Here is a 20,152-nt window from a genome sequence, read left to right as displayed (position 1 = left end):
TGATTTCCTTTTGAAAAGTGCTATAATAAATCTATCAAATTATCAAAGGAGTTTGAATATGAAAAAACGTGTTTTCTTAGCAGCAGGAGTTGCTGTCCTCTCGGCAGCTGTTCTAGCAGCTTGTTCATCTGGTAATGGGAATAAAGAAGCAACTAAACCAGTTACTTATGCCTATGTATTTTCATCAGATCCTGCGACTCTGGATTATACGGTTTCGGGGCAAAAGTCTACAAAACAGATTACTGGTAATGTCATTGATGGATTACTGGAAAATGATCAATACGGGAATCTAGTACCATCAGTTGCAGAAGATTGGACTGTTTCCAAAGATGGTTTGACCTATACCTATAAAATTCGTAAGGGTATCAAGTGGTATACCAATGAAGGCGAAGAATATGGAGAAGTTAAGGCTCAGGATTTTGTGACTGGTCTAAAACACGCAGCTGACAAGAAATCAGAAGGACTTTATCTTGTACAGGATTCTATTAAAGGATTAGATGACTATGTAAATGGGAAAACAACGGATTTTTCTACTGTTGGTGTAAAAGCAACAGATGATTATACTGTAGTCTATACTTTAAACCATCCAGAATCTTTCTGGAATTCGAAGACAACAATGGGTATTCTTGCTCCTGTTAGCGAAGACTTTTTAGTTTCTAAAGGAGATGACTTTGGTAAGGCGACTGATATAACAAGCATTCTATACAATGGGGCTTATCTTTTAAAAGGTCTTACATCTAAATCTTCTATTGAAATGACTAAAAACCAAAACTATTGGGATAAACAAAATGTCTTTATTGATGATATTAAGTTATCTTACTTTGATGGTCAGGATGCAGACTCTCTTGGACGTGGTTTTGATGAAGGAAATTATCCTGCAGCACCTCTCTTTAAAAACTCTGCTAACTATGAACGGCTAAAAGAAAAATACAAAGATAACATTATTTATAGTCAACAACAAGGAACTACTTTCTATATTTCGACGAATATTGACCGTGTTGCCTACAATCACACCGCTAAAACAAGTGATGCAGAAAAATCATCTACTAAGAAGGCTTTGCTGAACAAAGATTTCCGTCAATCCTTGGCTTTTGCTACAGATCGTAAAGCAGGGATCTCTCAAGTATTTGGGGATGAAGTAGGACCGCGTAAATTACGTACAAGTTTAACCCCTCCAACATTTGTACAAGTAGGAGAGCAGTCATTTGGGCAAGTAGCTAAGGCAGAATTGGATAAATTAGATGGTGTATGGAAAGATGTCAGTCTTGATGATGCCCAGGATTCACTTCATAATGTAGATAAGGCTAAGACTAAATTTGAAGCTGCCAAGAAAACTCTTCAAGCTGATGGAGTACAGTTCCCTATTCATTTAGATATTCCAGTATCTTCTACTCGTCCAGAATTTGTGCGTCAAGCTCAATCTTATAAACAATCCGTCGAGGAAGCTCTTGGCTCAGATAATGTTGTAGTTGATATTCAACAAGTTTCTGACGATGAATTGGCAAGTATGACTGTTCTAGCTACTTCCAATACAAATACAGACTGGGATATTAATGCAAATAGTGGATGGGGACCTGATTACGCAGATCCTTCAACTTATCTAGATATATTTGATCCAACATCTGGACCAAATCTTCTTGGTTCCTTAGGTGTAGCACCAGGTACAGATAATCCGGCAATCAAAGCTGTTGGGTTAGATAAGTTTAAAGAGTTAATTACGGATGCTAGTGGTGAGAAAACAGATCTTGAAAAACGTTATTCTAAATATGCTAAGGCTCAAGCTTGGTTAACAGATAGTGCCTTGGTTATTCCTGTACACTCAGACGGTGCCCAAATGCTGATAACTAAGAAAGTTCCAGGTAGCGGTGCAGGTGGCTGGGTAGGTGATAAGACCAGTGAACACAGCTATAAATATCTTAAACTCCAAGATAAGATCGTCACTACTAAAGAAATGGATGAGTTCCGCAAGAAATTTGCTGATGAAAAAGCCAAATCAAATGCTGATTATCAGAAGAACTTAGACCGTCATATTCAAGAATAATTGAATCTCCTCTTTTGAGGGGATTTTATTTGAAAAAAACAGTAAAAAATCGCTTCCTGTGCTATACTGTAATTGAAATTTTTTTAGTTTGGGCGTTAGACCTGTTTCCTCAGTCCTAGCGCCTTTTCTTTTTGATAAGTTTGTTTGGTGGAGAGTAGTTTGTAAATGATTCTAAGAATCTTATGAGCACAAGCAACAACGGCTTTCATCTTGCTTCCTCTTTGGGAAATTCGATTGTAAAAAGAAGAAAAAGCTGGATCCTTAGAATGTGCTGCAATTAATCCCGACATGGTCAAAGCCTGTTTGATATATCGATTTCCTTGCGTGATATGTGAGGATTTTTTAATGCCAGCACTTTCATAAGACCCTGGGCAGAGTCCAGCCCATGATGCTAAGTGTGCATCGGATGGAAAGGCTGTAATAGTTGGTCCAATCTCAGCTAGAATAGTGGCAGCACAGTTTTCATTCACACCAGGAATGGTTTGAAGTATCCTATTTTCCTCAGGGGAACTCCTTTTCGATGTAGTGTTGAATCTCATCGGTCAGTTTTTCAATGAGTTCCTGATACATCTGATATTCCTCTAAGCTCTGGTCTAAGAGGAAGCGGTCTTCTAGTGACAACTTCCCTTCCATCGCTTCAACGAGTTGCTCTGGACTTGCTTTCACTCGCTTCTGGATACAAGGGATAACAGATTCTACATCAATTGTTTCTCCGTTAATGAATAATTTTAAAAGTGCTTGCCCCGTCTTAGAAAAAACATCAGAAAGATAACTGGTTAGCTTGATATTGGCCCGTTGTAAGAGATTGTGAATTTCATTTTTAACTTGAGTTTGACGTTGTTTATAAGAACGCATGCGACGTGTCAATAAACGAAGCTGTACCACTTCAGGGGCAGGAATATAGGAAGGTTCAATTAGTCCACAACGGCCGAGTTGAGCAATCCATTCAGCGTCCTTCATGTCTGTCTTACGACCAGGTACATTCTTGATATGTTGAGGATTGGCAAGAACTAAGACGAAATCAGAATCTGAAAATATATTAAAGATCGGGAGCCAATATTGCCCAGTGCTTTCAAAAAAGACATGTGTTACATGGTTTTCTACTATCCAAGCTAAGGCATTTTGAAGAGCTACAGTAGTTGTCCCAAATTTTTTCTGAATTTTCTTTGGCTTATTGGTATCTAGTGGACCATCTAGAATACAACAAACAATGGATTTTTGGTGTACATCAATACCACAAGAAGTTTCAATCATGACTTCCATTATAAAAAACTCCTGTTAATTATTGAACAATTGAACAAGAGGCTACCAGTAAGATATTTTCATGCTCAAGGCATATTCGAGTTATCTCATGACTCTTGTTTATCCAGTTTTTTGTACAGGCTAGGAAAAACCCTATTAAACACCACGGATTTGTATTATTCAGCGTAATTATAGGATAAACTTCGTTTTCTGTCATGGGTTAGCAGGATATGCCTGCTTAGATTTTTTTGTGGTTAAATATTACTCTTAAATATAAATTACGTATAAATTATGTATTTTAAAAGTAGTTTCATAGAACTCATTATTCTTGATATAATAAGGCGTATATGATATACTATTAACGTTACTATAGTGTGGAGGATGGTGTTTATTTTCTAAAAATTCCAACTATTCTTACATATTATTAGTTAAAATGTAAAAAAGGAGAACTTATCACATGATAAGAAGAGAGCAACAACGATTTTCTTTAAGAAAATATAAAGTTGGGGTCGCATCAGTTTTCTTAGGAACAACCCTTAGCTTTTTAATGGCTAACGGTGGTGCTGTAAAAGCATCTGATATTATTTCCCAGTCAAATCCTGGAGAAAATACCGGACTTGTGGATAAAGATAAGCCTAAAGAAGAGCTTCTTGATACAGATAAGGCTATTGCCGAGAAAACTTCAGAAAATAAAGTAGAATCTTTAAAAACTGAAGATGTAAAATCAGCATCAACTGGAGTTACCTCTGAAGAAGCTAAACCTACAACTATTCAAGCTAAATCTGAGGAATCAAAAGATCCTAGTTCTGAAGTGAAGACTGACTCTGCTAAACCAGCAGCAACTTCAAAAGTAGAAGAAGTTGTAGTAGCTAAGCCTAAGGCAGAAGAAAAGACTGAATCTAAATCAGAGGAAAAATCTGAGCCTAAAGCAGAACTTTCAGCTGTAGCTGAGGCAACTAGCCTTGATACAAATGCTAGTGTAGCTAATGTTGAAGCAAAACCACTCGTTGATACAGAAACACTAGCTTTGGCAGCTGAAAATACAGTAAATGCAGGGGCTTTGGCTACAGATGGTGGCCGTCGCCGTAGTCGTCGGGCTACTACTGATCACAATAACGAGCCGGTTTCTGTAACAACTTATCTAAAAGATGGTGAAGTTGCTACTCCTGACATGACAGATCCGAATGGAGCAACTGTTAAGTCTCAGGACATACCAGCTGGTTATACGAGAAAAGAAGGAGATTGGTACACCTACAGTATCGTAAATCTTGAAAAGTTCAACCAGCGATACAATACAAACTACTACTCTCGTTCTTATAAGAGATTTGATGATTCTACAGATACAATTGTTGAATTAATCGATAAAACTACTGGTAATGTAGTAGAAACTAAAACAATTACTGCTACAAGTGGTACTCAAAAATTCACTACTACTACAACTGCATCTAGAGGAGAGTTAACTTATCAAGTAGATTACGACAAAGGGACACCTGCTAGTAAGGCTGAACCAGCTCAACCATTCATCCAATACGGATTTGAAGTTGGTGCTGCTATCAAAGCTTTAGTAGCTCCAGGGCATAATCTTACTACTGAAGAACAAAAATTATACGATGCTGTTTATGCTGCTCGTACATCAAGAGATATTATCAACGTTGTAGAACCAGCTTATAACGGTCGTACAATTACTGATACTAACAGTAAGATTCCACGTTTTGTTGAAAAGACAACTTATTATAAAGTAGTTGATAAAAATAATCCTACATTCAACGCTAGTAAAACTGATGCAACAGTTCAAAATTATGAGCCAAATGGTAATGAAGTTGACTTAGCCAAATACACAACTAAAGCTATGGAAGGGCAAAAGTTCACAGCGTCTGGCGAGCGTCAATTTGATGGCTACAAATTGTATCAAACGGCAGCTTCAGATACTATAACTGGCTATGTAAGTCGTCCATACAAAGTTGGTACTAAATTTATTGATGCTGAGCGTGCAGGAATCAAGCGTATCAAAGAAATTGTAGGCGAAGATGGAACTGTTGTTGTTCGTGTATATCTTCTTGATCCAAAACAACAAAGTAAACGTTCGGATGGTTCACTAAGTACAGACGGTTACATGTTGCTTGCAGAAACTAAACCGATTAAACCAGGAAATGTAAATACAGAAGACTTGGTAGTTAAGAAGTCTCCACTTTATACTATTCCTTTGACTACTTCAAATGGTGTAAATTATCCAAACGGTAAAGAAATTACATTTGATTTCCAAAGAGCTGCTGGATACACACCTAAGAAGACTGTTTTCGTTCCATTCTTGGGTGATAACATTGGTCACCTTTCTCCGAATGAACAATTGGTTCGTGGAGTAGATGGTATCGGTACAAACGTTGACTTGCTCAACACTTTGACACCATATAAACAACCTGTTTACTACTATGTGAAACAAGAGCCAGTTGAAGTAACTCCAGAAGTTGAAAAACAACTTGAAGGACGCACACTTGTTGACGGTGAATTTACGTTCAAATTAACAGAAGATAAGAGTAGTCCAGACAAATACGAAGAAACAGTTACCAATAAAGCTGGTAAAGTTACATTCAGCAAACTTACCTTTAACAAAGCAGGGACTTATAAATATAAGATTACTGAACAAAAGGGTTCTGATACAGACGTTGACTACGATGCAATGACAGTTACGATGACTGTTACAGTAACTGAAAAAAATGCAGTGGGAGATCTCGAAGCTACAGTTAAATACAGTGCTGAAGGTGGCTACAAATCAAGTGCTGATGATAAGATCTTCAACAACTACGTCGTAGCACCAGTTAAGACTCGTTTTGACTTCACTAAAGCACTTGCAGGTCGTGAACTTAAAGCAGGTGAATTCAGCTTTGTATTGAAAGATTCAAAAGGAACTGTTCTTCAAACTAAGACTAATAATGCTAATGGTGTTGTAGCCTTTGATGATTTGACTTTTGACAATACACAGGTTGGTACTCACAAGTACACTGTTGAAGAAGTTCAAGGTTCTGAAGCTGGTATGCAATATGACCCAATGAAAGCTGAAGTAACAATTACTGTTACTAAAGAAGGTCACGTACTTAAAGCAACTAATAAACTTCCAGCAGATACAGAGTTCAATAACACCTTCACACCAGCTGCAACACAAGCACAATTCCGCTTTACAAAACGTTTGGAAGGTAAGACTCTTGAAGCAAATGCCTTCACATTCGAATTGCTTGAAAACGGCAATGTGATTCAAACTAAGAAGAATGCGGCTGATGGTTCAATCCAATTTGATCCAATCTCATATGCAACTGTAGGTACACATACTTACACAGTACGTGAAGTAGCTGGAACAGATACAAACATCGATTACGATCCAATGAACGCCGTTGTGACTGTCAATGTCACAAAAGATGCTCAAACAGGTCTTTTAAACGCTGCAGTTACAATGCCAGCAGATACAGAGTTCAATAACTTTGCAGTAGCACCAGTTAAGACTCGTTTTGACTTCACTAAAGCTCTTGCAGGTCGTACTCTTAAAGATGGTGAATTCAGTTTCCAATTGAAAGATGCCAAAGGAACTGTTCTTCAAACTAAGACTAATAATGCTAATGGTGTTGTAGCCTTTGATGATTTGACTTTTGACAATACACAGGTTGGTACTCACAAGTACACTGTTGAAGAAGTTCAAGGTTCTGAAGCTGGTATGCAATATGACCCAATGAAAGCTGAAGTAACAATTACTGTTACTAAAGAAGGTCACGTACTTAAAGCAACTAATAAACTTCCAGCAGATACAGAGTTCAATAACACCTTCACACCAGCTGCAACACAAGCACAATTCCGCTTTACAAAACGTTTGGAAGGTAAGACTCTTGAAGCAAATGCCTTCACATTCGAGTTGCTTGAAAACGGCAATGTGATCCAAACTAAACAAAACGCAGCGGATGGTTCAATCCAATTTGATGCAATCTCATACGCTGCTGCAGGTACACATACTTACACTGTACGTGAAAAAGCTGGAACAGATACAAACATTGATTACGATCCAATGAACGCTGTTGTGACTGTCAATGTCACAAAAGACGCTCAAACAGGTCTTTTGAACGCTGCCGTTACAATGCCAGGAGATACAGAGTTCAATAACTATGTAGTTTCTCCAGTTGTAACTAAGTTTGACTTCACTAAGAAATTGGCAGGTCGTGAACTTAAAGCAGGTGAATTCAGCTTTGTATTAAAAGATTCTACAGGTGCAGTAGTTGAAACAGTTAAAAACGATGCATCTGGTAACGTAACTTTCTCAGAATTGTCATTTGACAATACGAAAGTTGGTACCCACACGTATACTGTAGAAGAAGTGATTCCTGAAAACAAAGAATTCGGAATGACTTACGACCAAATGAAAGCTACAGTGACAGTTGAAGTTGCTAAGAACGGTCACTCATTAACAACTGTTACAAACGTTACATCAACAGGTGGTAAAGATGCCAACGGTAACGCTACTGATGATACTGCTGATAAAGAATTCAACAACAAAGTCACTCCTCCAGAAACTCCAGAATTCCAACCAGAAAAATTTGTTGTTTCTAAAGAGAAATATGACATCACTGGTAAGAAGTTGATGGATGACGACAATGAGTTGACAAATGAGTACACTGAAACAAATGCAGATCCATATGTAGACAAGACAACTAACAACGAACCAGAAAACTTGAATACTAAGACTGTTAAACGTGGTTCTAAATTGGTTTACCAAGTATGGCTTGATACTACTAAATTCACAGAAGCTAACAACATCCAATACGTCGGTGTATCTGATACATACGATGCAGAAAAATTGGACGTTAATGCTGCTGACATCAAAGCATACGATTCAGAAACTGGTGCAGATGTAACTGCTAAATTCGACATCAAAGTTGAAAAGGGCACAATCACTGCAACTTCTAAAGAAGAATTCATCAAAGATAAAGTAAACAACCCAGTTATCGATACTACTAAGTTCGCATTTGGACGTTACTATAAATTTGATATCCCAGCAACTGTGAAAGAATCTGTTAAAGCAGGTGCTGATATTGAAAATACAGCCAACCAAACAGTTCACGTATACAACCCAGTAAGCAAGACAGTTGAAAAACCTGAAAAACCAACACAAAAACGTGTGAACAGTGTTCCGGTTCCACTTGACCTTAACTTCACTAAACGATTGGAAGGTCGTGAACTTCAAGCTAACGAATTCGAATTCGTATTGAAGAAAGACGGTGTTGAAGTAGAACGCGTTAAGAATGACGCTGCCGGTAAGATTGTCTTCAAGACTCTTGAGTTCGGACGTGATGATCTTGGTAAGACATACAACTACACTGTAGAAGAAACTCCTGGTACAGATGCAACAGTTAAATACGATACAATGGTTGCTACTGTTAAAGTTGTAGTATCACACGATGGTACAGCTAAAGCAATCGTTGCTAACGTAACAGATGCTGCTGATAAAGAGTTCAATAACCGTGTCACTCCTCCGGAAGAACCTAAGTTCCAACCAGAGAAATACGTTGTCTCTGAAGAAAAATTCGATATCACAGGTGACAAGCTCGTTGATGATGATAAAGAGTTGGCAGACAAGTACGCAGATACAAATGCGAACCCATATGCGGACGATGCATCTAACAACGAAAAACAAAACTTGAATACCAAGACTGTGAAACGTGGCGACAAGTTGGTTTACCAAGTATGGTTGGATACAACTAAATTCGATGCAGCTAACAAGGACAACATCCAATCAGTAGGAATCTCAGATGACTACGATGAAACTAAGTTGGACCTTGATTCTACTAAGATCAAAGCTTACGATTCAGTAACAGGTGATGATGTAACAGCTAAATTCGATATCGCTGTGAACAACGGTGTGATTACTGCAACTCTTAAAGATGGCTTCACTAAGTCACTTGGCGATGCTGAAAACACTCAAGTGATTGATACAACTAAGTTCGCCTTCGGACGTTACTACAAGTTTGACATCCCAACAACAGTGAAAGCTGATGTACCTGGCGGAGTAGATATCGAAAATACTGCGGCTCAAGTTGTGAACTATTACAACCCAACTACTAAGAAAGTTGAAAAACCAAACAAACCAACTGAAAAACGTGTCAACAGCGTACCAGTACAAGTAGAGTTCAACTTCACTAAACGCTTGGAAGGTCGTGAATTGAAAGCTAACGAATTCAGCTTCGTCCTTAAAGATTCAACAGGTAAAGTTGTTGAAACTGTAAGTAACGATGCGGCAGGAAACGTTAAGTTCTCAGCTATCGAATTCAAGAAAGAACAAGCAGGCGTTCACAACTACACTGTAGAAGAAGTAGCAGGAACAGACGCAACTGTAACATACGATACCATGAAAGCGAATGTAACAGTAACTGTTTCTCACGATGGAACAGCTAAAGTTCTTGTGGCAACTGTTGGCGAAATCGCTGATAAAGAATTCAACAACACTGTTCGTCCACCTGAAACTCCAGAATTCAATCCAGAGAAATACGTTGTCTCTGAAGAGAAATTCGATATCACAGGCGACAAGCTCGTTGATGATGATAAAGAGTTGGCAGACAAGTACGCAGATACAAATGCGAACCCATATGCGGACGATGCATCTAACAACGAAAAACAAAACTTGAATACCAAGACTGTGAAACGTGGCGACAAGTTGGTTTACCAAGTATGGTTGGATACAACTAAATTCGATGCAGCTAACAAGGACAACATCCAATCAGTAGGAATCTCAGATGACTACGATGAAACTAAGTTGGACCTTGATTCTACTAAGATCAAAGCTTACGATTCAGTAACAGGTGATGATGTAACAGCTAAATTCGATATCGCTGTGAACAACGGTGTGATTACTGCAACCCTTAAAGATGGCTTCACGAAGTCACTTGGCGATGCAGAAAACACTCAAGTGATCGATACAACTAAGTTCGCCTTCGGACGTTACTACAAGTTCGACATCCCAACAACAGTGAAAGCTGATGTACCTGGCGGAGTAGATATCGAAAATACTGCGGCTCAAGTAGTTAACTACTACAACCCAACTACTAAGAAAGTTGAAAAACCAAGCAAACCAACTGAAAAACGTGTCAACAGCGTACCAGTACAAGTAGAGTTCAACTTCACTAAACGCTTGGAAGGTCGTGAGCTTAAAGCTAACGAATTCAGCTTCGTTCTTAAGGACGAAAAAGGAAATGTGATCGAAACCGTAACCAATGATGCGACTGGTAAGATCCAATTCTCTACACTTGAATTCAAACGTGGTGAAGAAGGAACTCACATCTACCATGTAGAAGAAATTCGTGGTACAGATTCTAGCGTTGTTTACGATAAGATGGTTGCGACCGTTGGTATCGTGGTGAAGAAAGATGGTAAGGTATTAGTGGCTACTACTCAGTTGCCAGAAGATACAGAGTTTAATAACACTGTTATTCCGCCAACACCACCAACACCACCGACACCACCAACACCACCGACACCACCAACACCACCGACACCACCAGCACCGTCAACACCACCAGCACCGTCAACACCGCCAACATCAACACTAGAAAAACCTAAAGGTCGTGAGTTGCCAAATACTGGTGAACATTCTAAATCTGGAGTTGCTGCTCTTGGTGCTGTACTCGGTCTAGTAGGTCTAGGTTTGGTTGCAAAACGTAAAAAAGAAGATGAATCTTAATAGAATAATGGTTTATCTTAAGGATATCTAACCTATGGATATTCCAAAAAGGTAGTACATTTAGAAATAAGTGAAATCCCCAAAAGAGAGGTTTAGACCTCTCTTTTTGGTCTCTTTGTCAACTGTAGTGGGTTGAAAAAAAGCTAAGATCTAGAAAGGACAAATTTCGTCCTTTCTTTTTAGGTACGACAGGCATGTCGTGCATCTGAGGTGTAATACTCTTCGAAAAACAAATTCAAACCATGTCAGCGTCGCCTTACCGTACTCAAGTACAGCCTTCGACTAGCTTCCTAGTTTGCTCTTTGATTTTCATTGAGTATAAGTCCTCCGTGGGCACCTGCTACAGGTGAACTCAATAGCGATTCCCAAGCCCGACTATCGTGAGGTAGCGGATTAAAACGATCTGGGGATAGACCGTTTTAAGTCTGACGCTGGAAATAAGAATCGGCAGAGGAAGGAATAGCGAAATCGTGACTCTACGAACAGAAACGTGATACTAAGGCGTATATAGCGGATAAAGGGGCCTGAAACTCTAAAGTCCAAAAAGGTAGTCGTAACCTATATGCGTAAATCACGAGAGTAATTGAATTGGGACTAAGATTTATCTTTTTCACTGTAACCTTTTAACGTCCTCATATCTTGTATAAAAGAGGAAAGATGTACGGCTTATCCCGTGAGGTCTCATGAGCGCTGAAAGCGTAGTAACAACGAATCATGAGAAGTCAGCCGAGCCCATAGTAGTGAGGAAACTCGGGAATAGACCGCTACCTCTATCGTCCTTATGCACGGGCTCATATAGGTGAGAAAGTCTATGAAAAGATTAGCGGACGGCGTTTTGAGAGGACTTCAATTGTTGCAGGACAAGTAGGTGGAGAATTTATAGCTCCCATGATTTACAAGGAAAGCATGACGAGTAACTTCTTTGTGGAGTGGTTCAAAACGCAACTCCTTCCTGCTTTGAAGACACCTCATGTTATAATCATGGACAATGCTAGTTTTCATCCCAAGAACATTTTAGATGAACTTTGCATTCAAGATAAGCACTTTTTCTTACCTCTACCACCTTATTCACCAGATTTGAATCCTATTGAGAAAGCTTGGGCTGTTTTGAAAAAGAAAGTGATGGATTTATTAAGGGAAGTTCCAAATATTTTTGAATGTTTAGAGAGATTTTTTTAAACTAAATGACTATATTTGAAAAAAACAGTAAAAAATCACTTCCTGTGCTATACTGTAATTGAAATTTTTTTAGTTTGGGCGTTAGAACTGTTTCCTCAGTCCTAGCGCCTTTTCTTTTTGATAAGTCTGCTTGGTGGAGAGTAGTTTGTAAATGATTCTGAGAATCTTATGAGCACAAGCAATGACGGCTTTCATCTTGCTTCCTCTTTGGGAAATTCGATTGTAAAAAGAAGAAAAAGCTGGATCCTTAGAATGTGCTGCAATTAATCCCGACATGGTCAAAGCCTGTTTGATATAGCGATTTCCTTGGGTAACTTCTAAAACTAACTTCCAGTTTCCCACAACCTGGCTTTTAGTATGAGAAAAACGCGTGAAATCAGTGGAAATTCGTCTGAGACAAACTTCCAGTTTTGGGAGAGAGATGGAAGTTACTTTGAGAAGTTACGCGTTTAGATTTGAAAGTTTCCTGACTTTTTTCCTTTTTGGAAAACTTCCAAAATATGGTATAATGAAAAGATAAAGAAGTTGGGGGTAGAAGATGAACATTCAACAATTACGCTATGTTGTTGCCATTGCCAATAGTGGTACTTTCCGTGAAGCTGCTGAAAAGATGTATGTCAGTCAGCCGAGTTTGTCCATTTCTGTTCGTGATTTGGAAAAAGAGTTGGGCTTTAAGATTTTCCGTCGGACCAGCTCAGGGACTTTCTTGACTCGTCGTGGTATGGAATTCTATGAAAAAGCGCAAGAATTGGTTAAAGGATTTGATATTTTTCAAAATCAGTATGCCAATCCTGAGGAAGAAAAGGATGAATTTTCCATTGCTAGTCAGCACTATGACTTCTTGCCACCGACCATTACGGCCTTTTCAGAGCGCTATCCTGATTATAAGAATTTTCGTATTTTTGAATCAACTACTGTTCAAATTTTAGACGAAGTGGCCCAAGGGCATAGTGAGATTGGGATTATCTACCTCAATAATCAAAATAAAAAAGGTATCATGCAGCGGGTTGAAAAGCTAGGGATAGAGGTCATTGAATTGATTCCCTTCCATACCCACATTTATCTCCGTGAAGGGCATCCTTTGGCTCAGAAAGAGGAACTGGTCATGGAGGATTTAGCAGATCTACCAACGGTTCGTTTCACTCAAGAGAAAGACGAGTACCTTTATTATTCGGAGAATTTTGTCGATACCAGCGCTAGCTCACAGATGTTTAATGTGACAGACCGTGCTACCTTGAATGGTATTTTGGAGCGGACGGACGCCTATGCGACAGGTTCTGGATTTTTAGATAGTGACAGTGTTAATGGCATTACCGTTATTCGTCTCAAGGATAATTTAGATAACCGCATGGTTTATGTCAAACGTGAGGAAGTGGAGCTCAGTCAAGCTGGAACTCTTTTCGTAGAAGTCATGCAAGAATATTTTGATCAGAAGAGGAAATCATGAAAAAAAGAGGAATAGTGGCAGTCATTGTACTGCTTTTGATTGCGCTGGATCAGTTAGTCAAATCCTATATCGTCCAGCAGATTCCACTGGGTGAAGTTCGCTCTTGGATACCCAATTTCGTTAGCTTGACCTACCTGCAAAATCGAGGGGCAGCCTTTTCTATCTTACAAGATCAGCAGTTGTTATTCGCTGTCATTACTCTGGTTGTCGTGATAGGTGCCATTTGGTATTTACATAAACACATGGAGGACTCATTCTGGATGGTCTTGGCTTTGACCTTGATTATTGCTGGTGGTCTTGGAAACTTTATTGACAGGGTGAGTCAGGGCTTTGTTGTTGATATGTTCCACTTGGACTTTATCAATTTTGCAATTTTCAATGTTGCGGATAGCTATCTGACTATTGGAGTGATTATTTTATTGATTGCAATGCTAAAAGAGGAAATAAATGGAAATTAAAATTGAAACTGGTGGCCTGCGTTTAGATAAGGCTTTGTCAGATTTGACAGAATTATCACGCAGTCTCGCGAATGAACAAATCAAATCGGGGCAGGTCTTGGTCAATGGCCAAGTTAAGAAAGCTAAATACACAGTTCAAGAGGGCGATGTCGTCACTTATCATGTGCCAGAGCCAGAGGTCTTGGAGTATGTAGCAGAGGAAATTCCTCTTGAAATTATCTATCAAGATGAGGACGTAGCCGTTGTCAACAAACCTCAGGGAATGGTTGTCCACCCAAGTGCTGGTCATACCAGTGGAACCCTAGTCAATGCCCTTATGTACCATATTAAGGATTTGTCAGGTATCAATGGGGTTCTGCGTCCAGGAATTGTTCACCGTATTGATAAGGATACGTCAGGTCTTCTCATGATTGCTAAAAATGATGAGGCGCATCTAGCACTTGCCCAAGAACTCAAGGATAAAAAGTCTTTACGCAAATATTGGGCCATTGTTCATGGAAATCTTCCCAATGATCGTGGTGTGATTGAAGCGCCGATTGGCCGTAGTGAAAAAGACCGTAAGAAACAGGCGGTGACTGCGAAAGGTAAGCCTGCGGTAACCCGTTTCCACGTCTTAGAACGCTTTGGTGATTATAGCTTAGTGGAGTTGCAGCTGGAGACAGGCCGTACCCATCAAATCCGTGTCCACATGGCTTATATCGGTCATCCAGTCGCTGGTGATGAAGTCTATGGTCCTCGCAAGACACTTAAGGGGCATGGACAGTTTCTCCATGCTAAGACGCTAGGTTTTACTCATCCGAGAACAGGTGAGACCTTGGAATTTACAGAAGATATCCCAGATATTTTTAAGGAAACCTTAGAGAGATTGAGAAAGTAAGAATGAAAAAGAAATTGATTAGTTTAGCACTTGCGGGAGCTTTTTTAGGTTTATCATGCTGTGGGACTGTTCAAGCTCAAGAAAATTCAGGAAATAAAATCCACTTTATAAATGTTCATGAAGGTGGCAGTGATGCGATTATTCTTGAAAGTAATGGACATTTTGCTATGGTGGATACAGGAGAAGATTATGATTTCCCAGATGGAAGTGATTCTCGTTATCCATGGAGAGAAGGAACTGAAACGTCTTATAAGCATGTTCTGACAGACCGTGTTTTGCGTCGTTTGAAGGAATTGGGTGTCCAAAAACTTGATTTTATTTTAGTGACCCATACCCACAGTGATCATATTGGAAATGTTGATGAAATACTGTCCACCTATCCAGTTGACCGAGTCTATCTTAAAAAATATAGTGATAATCGTATTACTAATTCTGAACGTTTATGGGATAATCTGTATGGCTATGATAAGGTTTTACAGACTGCCGCCGAAAAAGGTGTTTCAGTTATTCAAAACATCACACAAGGAGATGCTCATTTTCAGTTTGGAGACATGGATATTCAGCTCTATAATTATGAAAATGAAACAGACTCATCGGGTGAATTAAAGAAAATTTGGGATGATAATTCCAATTCTTTGATTAGTGTAGTGAAAGTCAATGGCAAGAAAATTTACCTTGGGGGCGACTTAGATAATGTTCATGGAGCAGAAGACAAGTATGGTCCTCTCATTGGAAAAGTTGATTTGATGAAGTTTAATCATCACCATGATACCAACAAATCAAATACCAAGGATTTTATCAGGAATTTGAGTCCGAGTTTGATTGTTCAAACTTCGGATAGTTTACCTTGGAAAAATGGTGTTGATAGTGAGTATGTCAATTGGCTCAAAGAACGAGGAATTGAGAGAATCAACGCAGCCAGCAAAGACTATGATGCGACAGTTTTTGATATTCGACAAGACGGTTTAGTAAACATTTCAACTTCCTACAAGCCGATTCCAAGTTTTCAAGCTGGTTGGCATAAGAGTGCATATGGAAACTGGTGGTATCAAGCGCCTGATTCTACAGGAGAGTATGCTGTCGGTTGGAATGAAATTAAGGGTGACTGGTATTACTTTAACCAAACGGGTATCTTGTTACAGAATCAATGGAAAAAATGGAACAATCGTTGGTTCTATTTAACAGACTCTGGTGCTTCTGCTAAAAATTGGAAGAAAATCGCTGGAATCTGGTATTATTTCAACAAAGAAAATCAGATGGAGATTGGTTGGCTTAGTACTGGAGGACAGACTTATTATCTATCAAATGATGGGGATATGGTAACAGGATGGCGTAAGATTGATGGTCAATGGTATTACTTTGCTCAATCAGGGGAAATGAAAACGGGTTGGGTAAAAGATAAAGAAACCTGGTACTATATGGATTCTACTGGTATCATGAAGACAGGTGAGATAGAAATTGCTGGTCATCATTACTATTTAGAAGAATCAGGAGCTATGAAGCAAGGTTGGCATAAAAAGGCAAATGATTGGTACTTCTACAAGGCAGACGGTTCACGAGCTGTGGGTTGGATCAAAGACAAGGATAAATGGTACTTCTTGAAAGAAAATGGTCAATTACTTGTGAATAGTAAGACACCAGAAGGTTATACTGTTGATTCAAGTGGTGCCTGGTTAGTGGATGTTCCGATCGAGAAATCTGCTACAACTAGAGCTACAAGTAATTCAGAAATAAAAGAATCCAAAGAAGTAGTGAAAAAGGATCTTGAAAATAAAGAAACGAGTCAACATGAAAGTGTTACAAATTCTTCAACTAGTCAAGATTTGACATCATCAACTTCACAAAGCTCTGAAACGAGTGCAAACAAATCGGAATCAGAACAGTAGTAAAAAAGAAGGTTTAGGGCCTTCTTTTTCCTATCAACTCTTTTCTATTTCCTGCCATTCATGTTATAATGAGTAAATATGAAGAATCGGAGTGAGACTATGAAATACAAACGGATTGTCTTTAAGGTGGGGACTTCTTCTCTGACGAATGAGGATGGGAGTTTATCACGCAGTAAAGTAAAAGCAATCACCCAGCAGCTTGCAATGTTACATGAAGCTGGTCATGAGCTAATTTTAGTATCTTCGGGGGCTGTTGCAGCAGGTTTTGGAGCCTTGGGATTTAAGAAACGACCGACAAAGATTGCGGATAAACAGGCTTCAGCGGCGGTTGGGCAAGGTTTACTCTTAGAAGAATACACAACCAATTTGCTCTTAAGACAGATTGTTTCAGCGCAAATCTTACTGACCCAGGACGACTTTGTGGATAAGCGTCGTTATAAAAATGCCCATCAAGCTTTGTCAGTTCTTCTCAATCGTGGTGCAATTCCTATCATCAATGAGAATGACAGTGTCGTTATTGACGAACTTAAGGTCGGAGATAATGATACACTCAGTGCCCAGGTTGCAGCAATGGTGCAGGCAGATCTTTTAGTCCTCTTAACGGATGTAGACGGTCTTTATACTGGAAATCCTAACTCGGATCCAAGTGCTAAACGTCTGGAGAGAATTGAGAACATCAATCGTGAAATTATCGATATGGCAGGTGGAGCAGGATCTTCAAACGGAACTGGTGGTATGCTGACAAAAATCAAAGCAGCCACAATTGCAACGGAGTCAGGAGTGCCGGTTTATATCTGCTCATCCTTGAAGGCGGATGCCATGATTGAGGCGGCTGAGGAGACCAAGGATGGTTCCTACTTTGTTGCTCAAGAGAAGGGACTTCGTACCCAGAAACAATGGTTGGCTTTTTATGCAAAAAGTCAGGGGGCTATTTGGGTTGATAAAGGTGCTGCAGAAGCTCTCTCTCAACATGGTAAAAGTCTACTTTTATCAGGTGTTGTTGACGCAGAAGGAGCCTTTTCTTACGGAGATATCGTGACAGTATTTGACAAGGAAAGTGGAAAATCACTCGGAAAGGGACGCGTTCAATTTGGTGCCTCTGCTTTGGAGGACATGTTGCGTTCTCAAAAAGCCAAGGGTGTTTTGATTCATCGTGACGATTGGATTTCCATTACTCCTGAAATCCAACTACTCTTTACAGAATTTTAGAGGTAAACTATGGTAAGTACACAAGAACAATTTGAACTGGTACAGGCAGTTAAAAAAAACATCAATACTGCTAGTGAAACAGTAAAAAACCAAGCCTTGCTAGCTATGGCCGATCACTTATTGGCAGCTACTGAAGAGATTTTATCAGCTAATGTTCGTGATATGGAAGCGGCCAAGGGGAGAATCTCAGATGTTATGTTGGATCGTCTTTATTTGGATGCAGGTCGTATCCAAGCAATGGCAACTGGGATTCGTGAAGTGGTTGCTTTACCAGATCCAATCGGTGAAGTCCTAGAAAGAAGTCAGCTTGAAAATGGTTTGGTCATTACTAAGAAGCGTGTGGCTATGGGTGTTATTGGCATTATCTATGAAAGTCGTCCAAATGTGACGTCTGATGCAGCTGCCCTTGCTCTCAAGAGTGGAAATGCGGTTGTCCTTCGGAGCGGTAAGGATGCCTACCAAACAGCTCATGCTATTGTTACAGCCTTGAAGAAGGGCTTGGAGACTACTACCATTCATCCAGACGTCATTCAATTAGTAGAAGATACTAGCCGTGAAAGTAGTTATACCATGATGAAGGCTAAGGGTTATCTAGACCTTCTCATTCCTCGTGGGGGGGCTGGTTTGATCAATGCTGTCGTTGAGAATGCAATTGTGCCTGTTATTGAGACAGGAACTGGAATTGTCCATGTCTATGTTGATAAGGATGCGGATGAAGACAAGGCACTGTCTATTATCAATAACGCTAAAACTAGTCGTCCTTCAGTCTGCAATTCCATGGAAGTGCTGCTTGTTCATGAAGACAAGGCGGCAAGCTTCCTTCCTCGCTTGGAGCAAGTTCTGGTTGCTGATCGAAAAGAAGCTGGACTGGAACCGATTCAATTACGTCTAGATGAGAAAGCTAGTCAATATATTTCTGGACAAGCAGCAGTGGCTCAAGACTTTGACACTGAGTTTTTAGACAATGTCTTAGCTGTTAAAGTAGTTTCTAGTCTTGAGGAAGCTGTAGAGCATATCGAAGCCCACAGCACCCATCATTCGGATGCGATTGTGACTGAAAATGCTGATGCCATAGCTTACTTTACAGATCAAGTAGACTCGGCGGCGGTTTATGTCAATGCTTCGACTCGTTTCACAGATGGTGGCCAATTTGGTCTTGGTTGTGAAATGGGGATTTCTACTCAGAAATTGCATGCGCGTGGTCCAATGGGCTTGAAGGAATTGACCAGCTACAAATATGTAGTTACTGGTGACGGACAGATAAGGGAGTAAGAGATGAAGATTGGATTTATCGGCTTAGGAAATATGGGTGCTAGTTTGGCCAAGGCTGTCTTGCAGGCTAAGACGGGTGATGACCTTCTCCTTGCCAATCGTAGTCAAGCCAAGGTAGATGCTTTCATTGCAGACTTTGGTGGTCTGGCTTCTAGCAACGAAGAAATATTTGCAGAAGCAGATGTGATTTTTCTAGGAGTCAAGCCTGCTCAGTTCTCAGACTTACTTTCTAAATATCAGACTATCCTTGAAAAACGAGAAAGTCTTCTTTTGATTTCCATGGCAGCTGGATTGACCTTGGAAAAACTGGCTAGACTTCTTCCCAGTCACCACCGAATCATTCGTATCATGCCCAATACTCCAGCTTCTATCGGTCAAGGAGTGATTAGTTATGCCTTGTCTCCTAATTGCAGGGCTGAAGACAGTGAGCTCTTTTGTCAACTTTTAGCCAAGGCTGGTCTCTTGGTTGAACTTGGGGAAAACTTAATCGATGCAGCGACAGGTCTTGCAGGTTGTGGACCAGCTTTTGTCTATCTCTTTATTGAGGCCTTGGCAGATGCAGGTGTTCAGACGGGATTGCCACGAGAAACAGCCTTGAAAATGGCAGCTCAAACCGTGGTAGGAGCTGGACAATTGGTCCTAGAAAGCCAAGAGCATCCTGGAGTCTTGAAAGACCAAGTTTGTAGCCCAGGGGGGTCGACTATCGCTGGTGTAGCGAGCCTAGAAGCACATGCTTTTCGAGGGACGGTCATGGATGCAGTTCATCAAGCCTACAAACGAACACAAGAACTAGGTAAATAAGAGGTGGCTTTGACTGCCTCTTTTATGGT

At 39.9% G+C, this 20,152-nt stretch carries 12 protein-coding genes and 2 pseudogenes; 10 read left to right on the top strand and 4 right to left on the bottom strand.

What is annotated here, in order from left to right:
* Positions 1–58: 58 nt before the first annotated feature.
* Positions 59–2,041 (top strand): peptide ABC transporter substrate-binding protein, encoded by a 1,983-nt coding sequence (locus M1F37_RS01465; protein WP_247934431.1) that lies wholly within the window; start codon positions 59–61, stop codon positions 2,039–2,041.
* 95 nt (positions 2,042–2,136) lie between these two features.
* Here M1F37_RS01465 and M1F37_RS01460 read toward each other — a convergent pair whose 3' ends face one another.
* Complete coding sequence (locus tag M1F37_RS01460) at positions 2,137–2,580, bottom strand: transposase (protein ID WP_247934430.1); 444 nt, start codon at positions 2,578–2,580, stop codon at positions 2,137–2,139.
* Entirely contained in the window at positions 2,543–3,304 is a 762-nt protein-coding gene (locus tag M1F37_RS01455) for an IS110 family transposase (RefSeq protein ID WP_247934429.1), read from the bottom strand. The genes M1F37_RS01460 and M1F37_RS01455 overlap by 38 nt, the downstream gene beginning before the upstream one ends.
* 436 nt (positions 3,305–3,740) lie before the next feature.
* On the opposite strand from M1F37_RS01455, the gene M1F37_RS01450 reads away from it, so the two are divergent.
* Entirely contained in the window at positions 3,741–10,994 is a 7,254-nt protein-coding gene (locus M1F37_RS01450; protein WP_247934428.1) for a Spy0128 family protein, read from the top strand.
* 750 nt (positions 10,995–11,744) lie between these two features.
* Positions 11,745–12,173: pseudogene (locus M1F37_RS01445) on the top strand (transposase); the annotation flags it as partial.
* An 81-nt stretch (positions 12,174–12,254) separates the two neighbouring features.
* Here the strand turns inward: M1F37_RS01445 and M1F37_RS01440 are convergent.
* Both M1F37_RS01440 and M1F37_RS01435 read right to left on the bottom strand, forming a co-directional pair.
* The gene (locus M1F37_RS01440) at positions 12,255–12,515 is read right to left on the bottom strand and encodes a hypothetical protein (RefSeq protein WP_247934452.1); all 261 of its coding nucleotides are present in this window, start codon (positions 12,513–12,515) and stop codon (positions 12,255–12,257) included.
* A gap of 129 nt (positions 12,516–12,644) precedes the next feature.
* Positions 12,645–12,719 (bottom strand): annotated as a pseudogene (locus M1F37_RS01435) (AraC family transcriptional regulator); the annotation flags it as partial.
* Here M1F37_RS01435 and M1F37_RS01430 point away from each other — a divergent pair.
* The 7 genes from M1F37_RS01430 (at position 12,712) to proC (ending at position 20,123) form a co-directional block, all read left to right on the top strand.
* Positions 12,712–13,620 carry a LysR family transcriptional regulator gene (locus M1F37_RS01430; protein ID WP_247934427.1) on the top strand — a complete coding sequence of 303 codons (909 nt, stop codon included), beginning with the start codon at positions 12,712–12,714 and terminating at the stop codon, positions 13,618–13,620. The pseudogene M1F37_RS01435 and the gene M1F37_RS01430 sit on opposite strands and share 8 nt — an antisense overlap.
* On the top strand, positions 13,617–14,078 hold the full coding sequence (lspA, locus tag M1F37_RS01425; protein ID WP_247934426.1) for a signal peptidase II: 462 nt from the start codon (positions 13,617–13,619) through the stop codon (positions 14,076–14,078). The genes M1F37_RS01430 and lspA overlap by 4 nt, the downstream gene beginning before the upstream one ends.
* On the top strand, positions 14,068–14,955 hold the full coding sequence (locus M1F37_RS01420; RefSeq protein ID WP_247934425.1) for an RluA family pseudouridine synthase: 888 nt from the start codon (positions 14,068–14,070) through the stop codon (positions 14,953–14,955). The genes lspA and M1F37_RS01420 overlap by 11 nt, the downstream gene beginning before the upstream one ends.
* Positions 14,956–14,957: 2 nt before the next feature.
* Positions 14,958–16,841 carry an MBL fold metallo-hydrolase gene (gene cbpE / locus M1F37_RS01415; protein WP_247934424.1) on the top strand — a complete coding sequence of 628 codons (1,884 nt, stop codon included), beginning with the start codon at positions 14,958–14,960 and terminating at the stop codon, positions 16,839–16,841.
* A 99-nt stretch (positions 16,842–16,940) separates the two neighbouring features.
* Positions 16,941–18,050 (top strand): glutamate 5-kinase, encoded by a 1,110-nt coding sequence (gene proB, locus M1F37_RS01410; RefSeq protein WP_247934423.1) that lies wholly within the window; start codon positions 16,941–16,943, stop codon positions 18,048–18,050.
* A 9-nt stretch (positions 18,051–18,059) separates the two neighbouring features.
* The gene (locus M1F37_RS01405; protein WP_247934422.1) at positions 18,060–19,322 is read left to right on the top strand and encodes a glutamate-5-semialdehyde dehydrogenase; all 1,263 of its coding nucleotides are present in this window, start codon (positions 18,060–18,062) and stop codon (positions 19,320–19,322) included.
* Between the two features lie 3 nt (positions 19,323–19,325).
* Positions 19,326–20,123 carry a pyrroline-5-carboxylate reductase gene (gene proC, locus M1F37_RS01400; RefSeq protein ID WP_247934421.1) on the top strand — a complete coding sequence of 266 codons (798 nt, stop codon included), beginning with the start codon at positions 19,326–19,328 and terminating at the stop codon, positions 20,121–20,123.
* Positions 20,124–20,152: the final 29 nt, after the last annotated feature.

The sequence above is a fragment of the Streptococcus mitis genome (genome assembly GCF_023109105.1).
Taxonomy (GTDB): Bacteria; Bacillota; Bacilli; order Lactobacillales; family Streptococcaceae; genus Streptococcus; species Streptococcus mitis_BW.
Note: the sequence above shows the minus strand (reverse complement) of the source record. Positions and strands in the feature narration are given on the sequence as shown.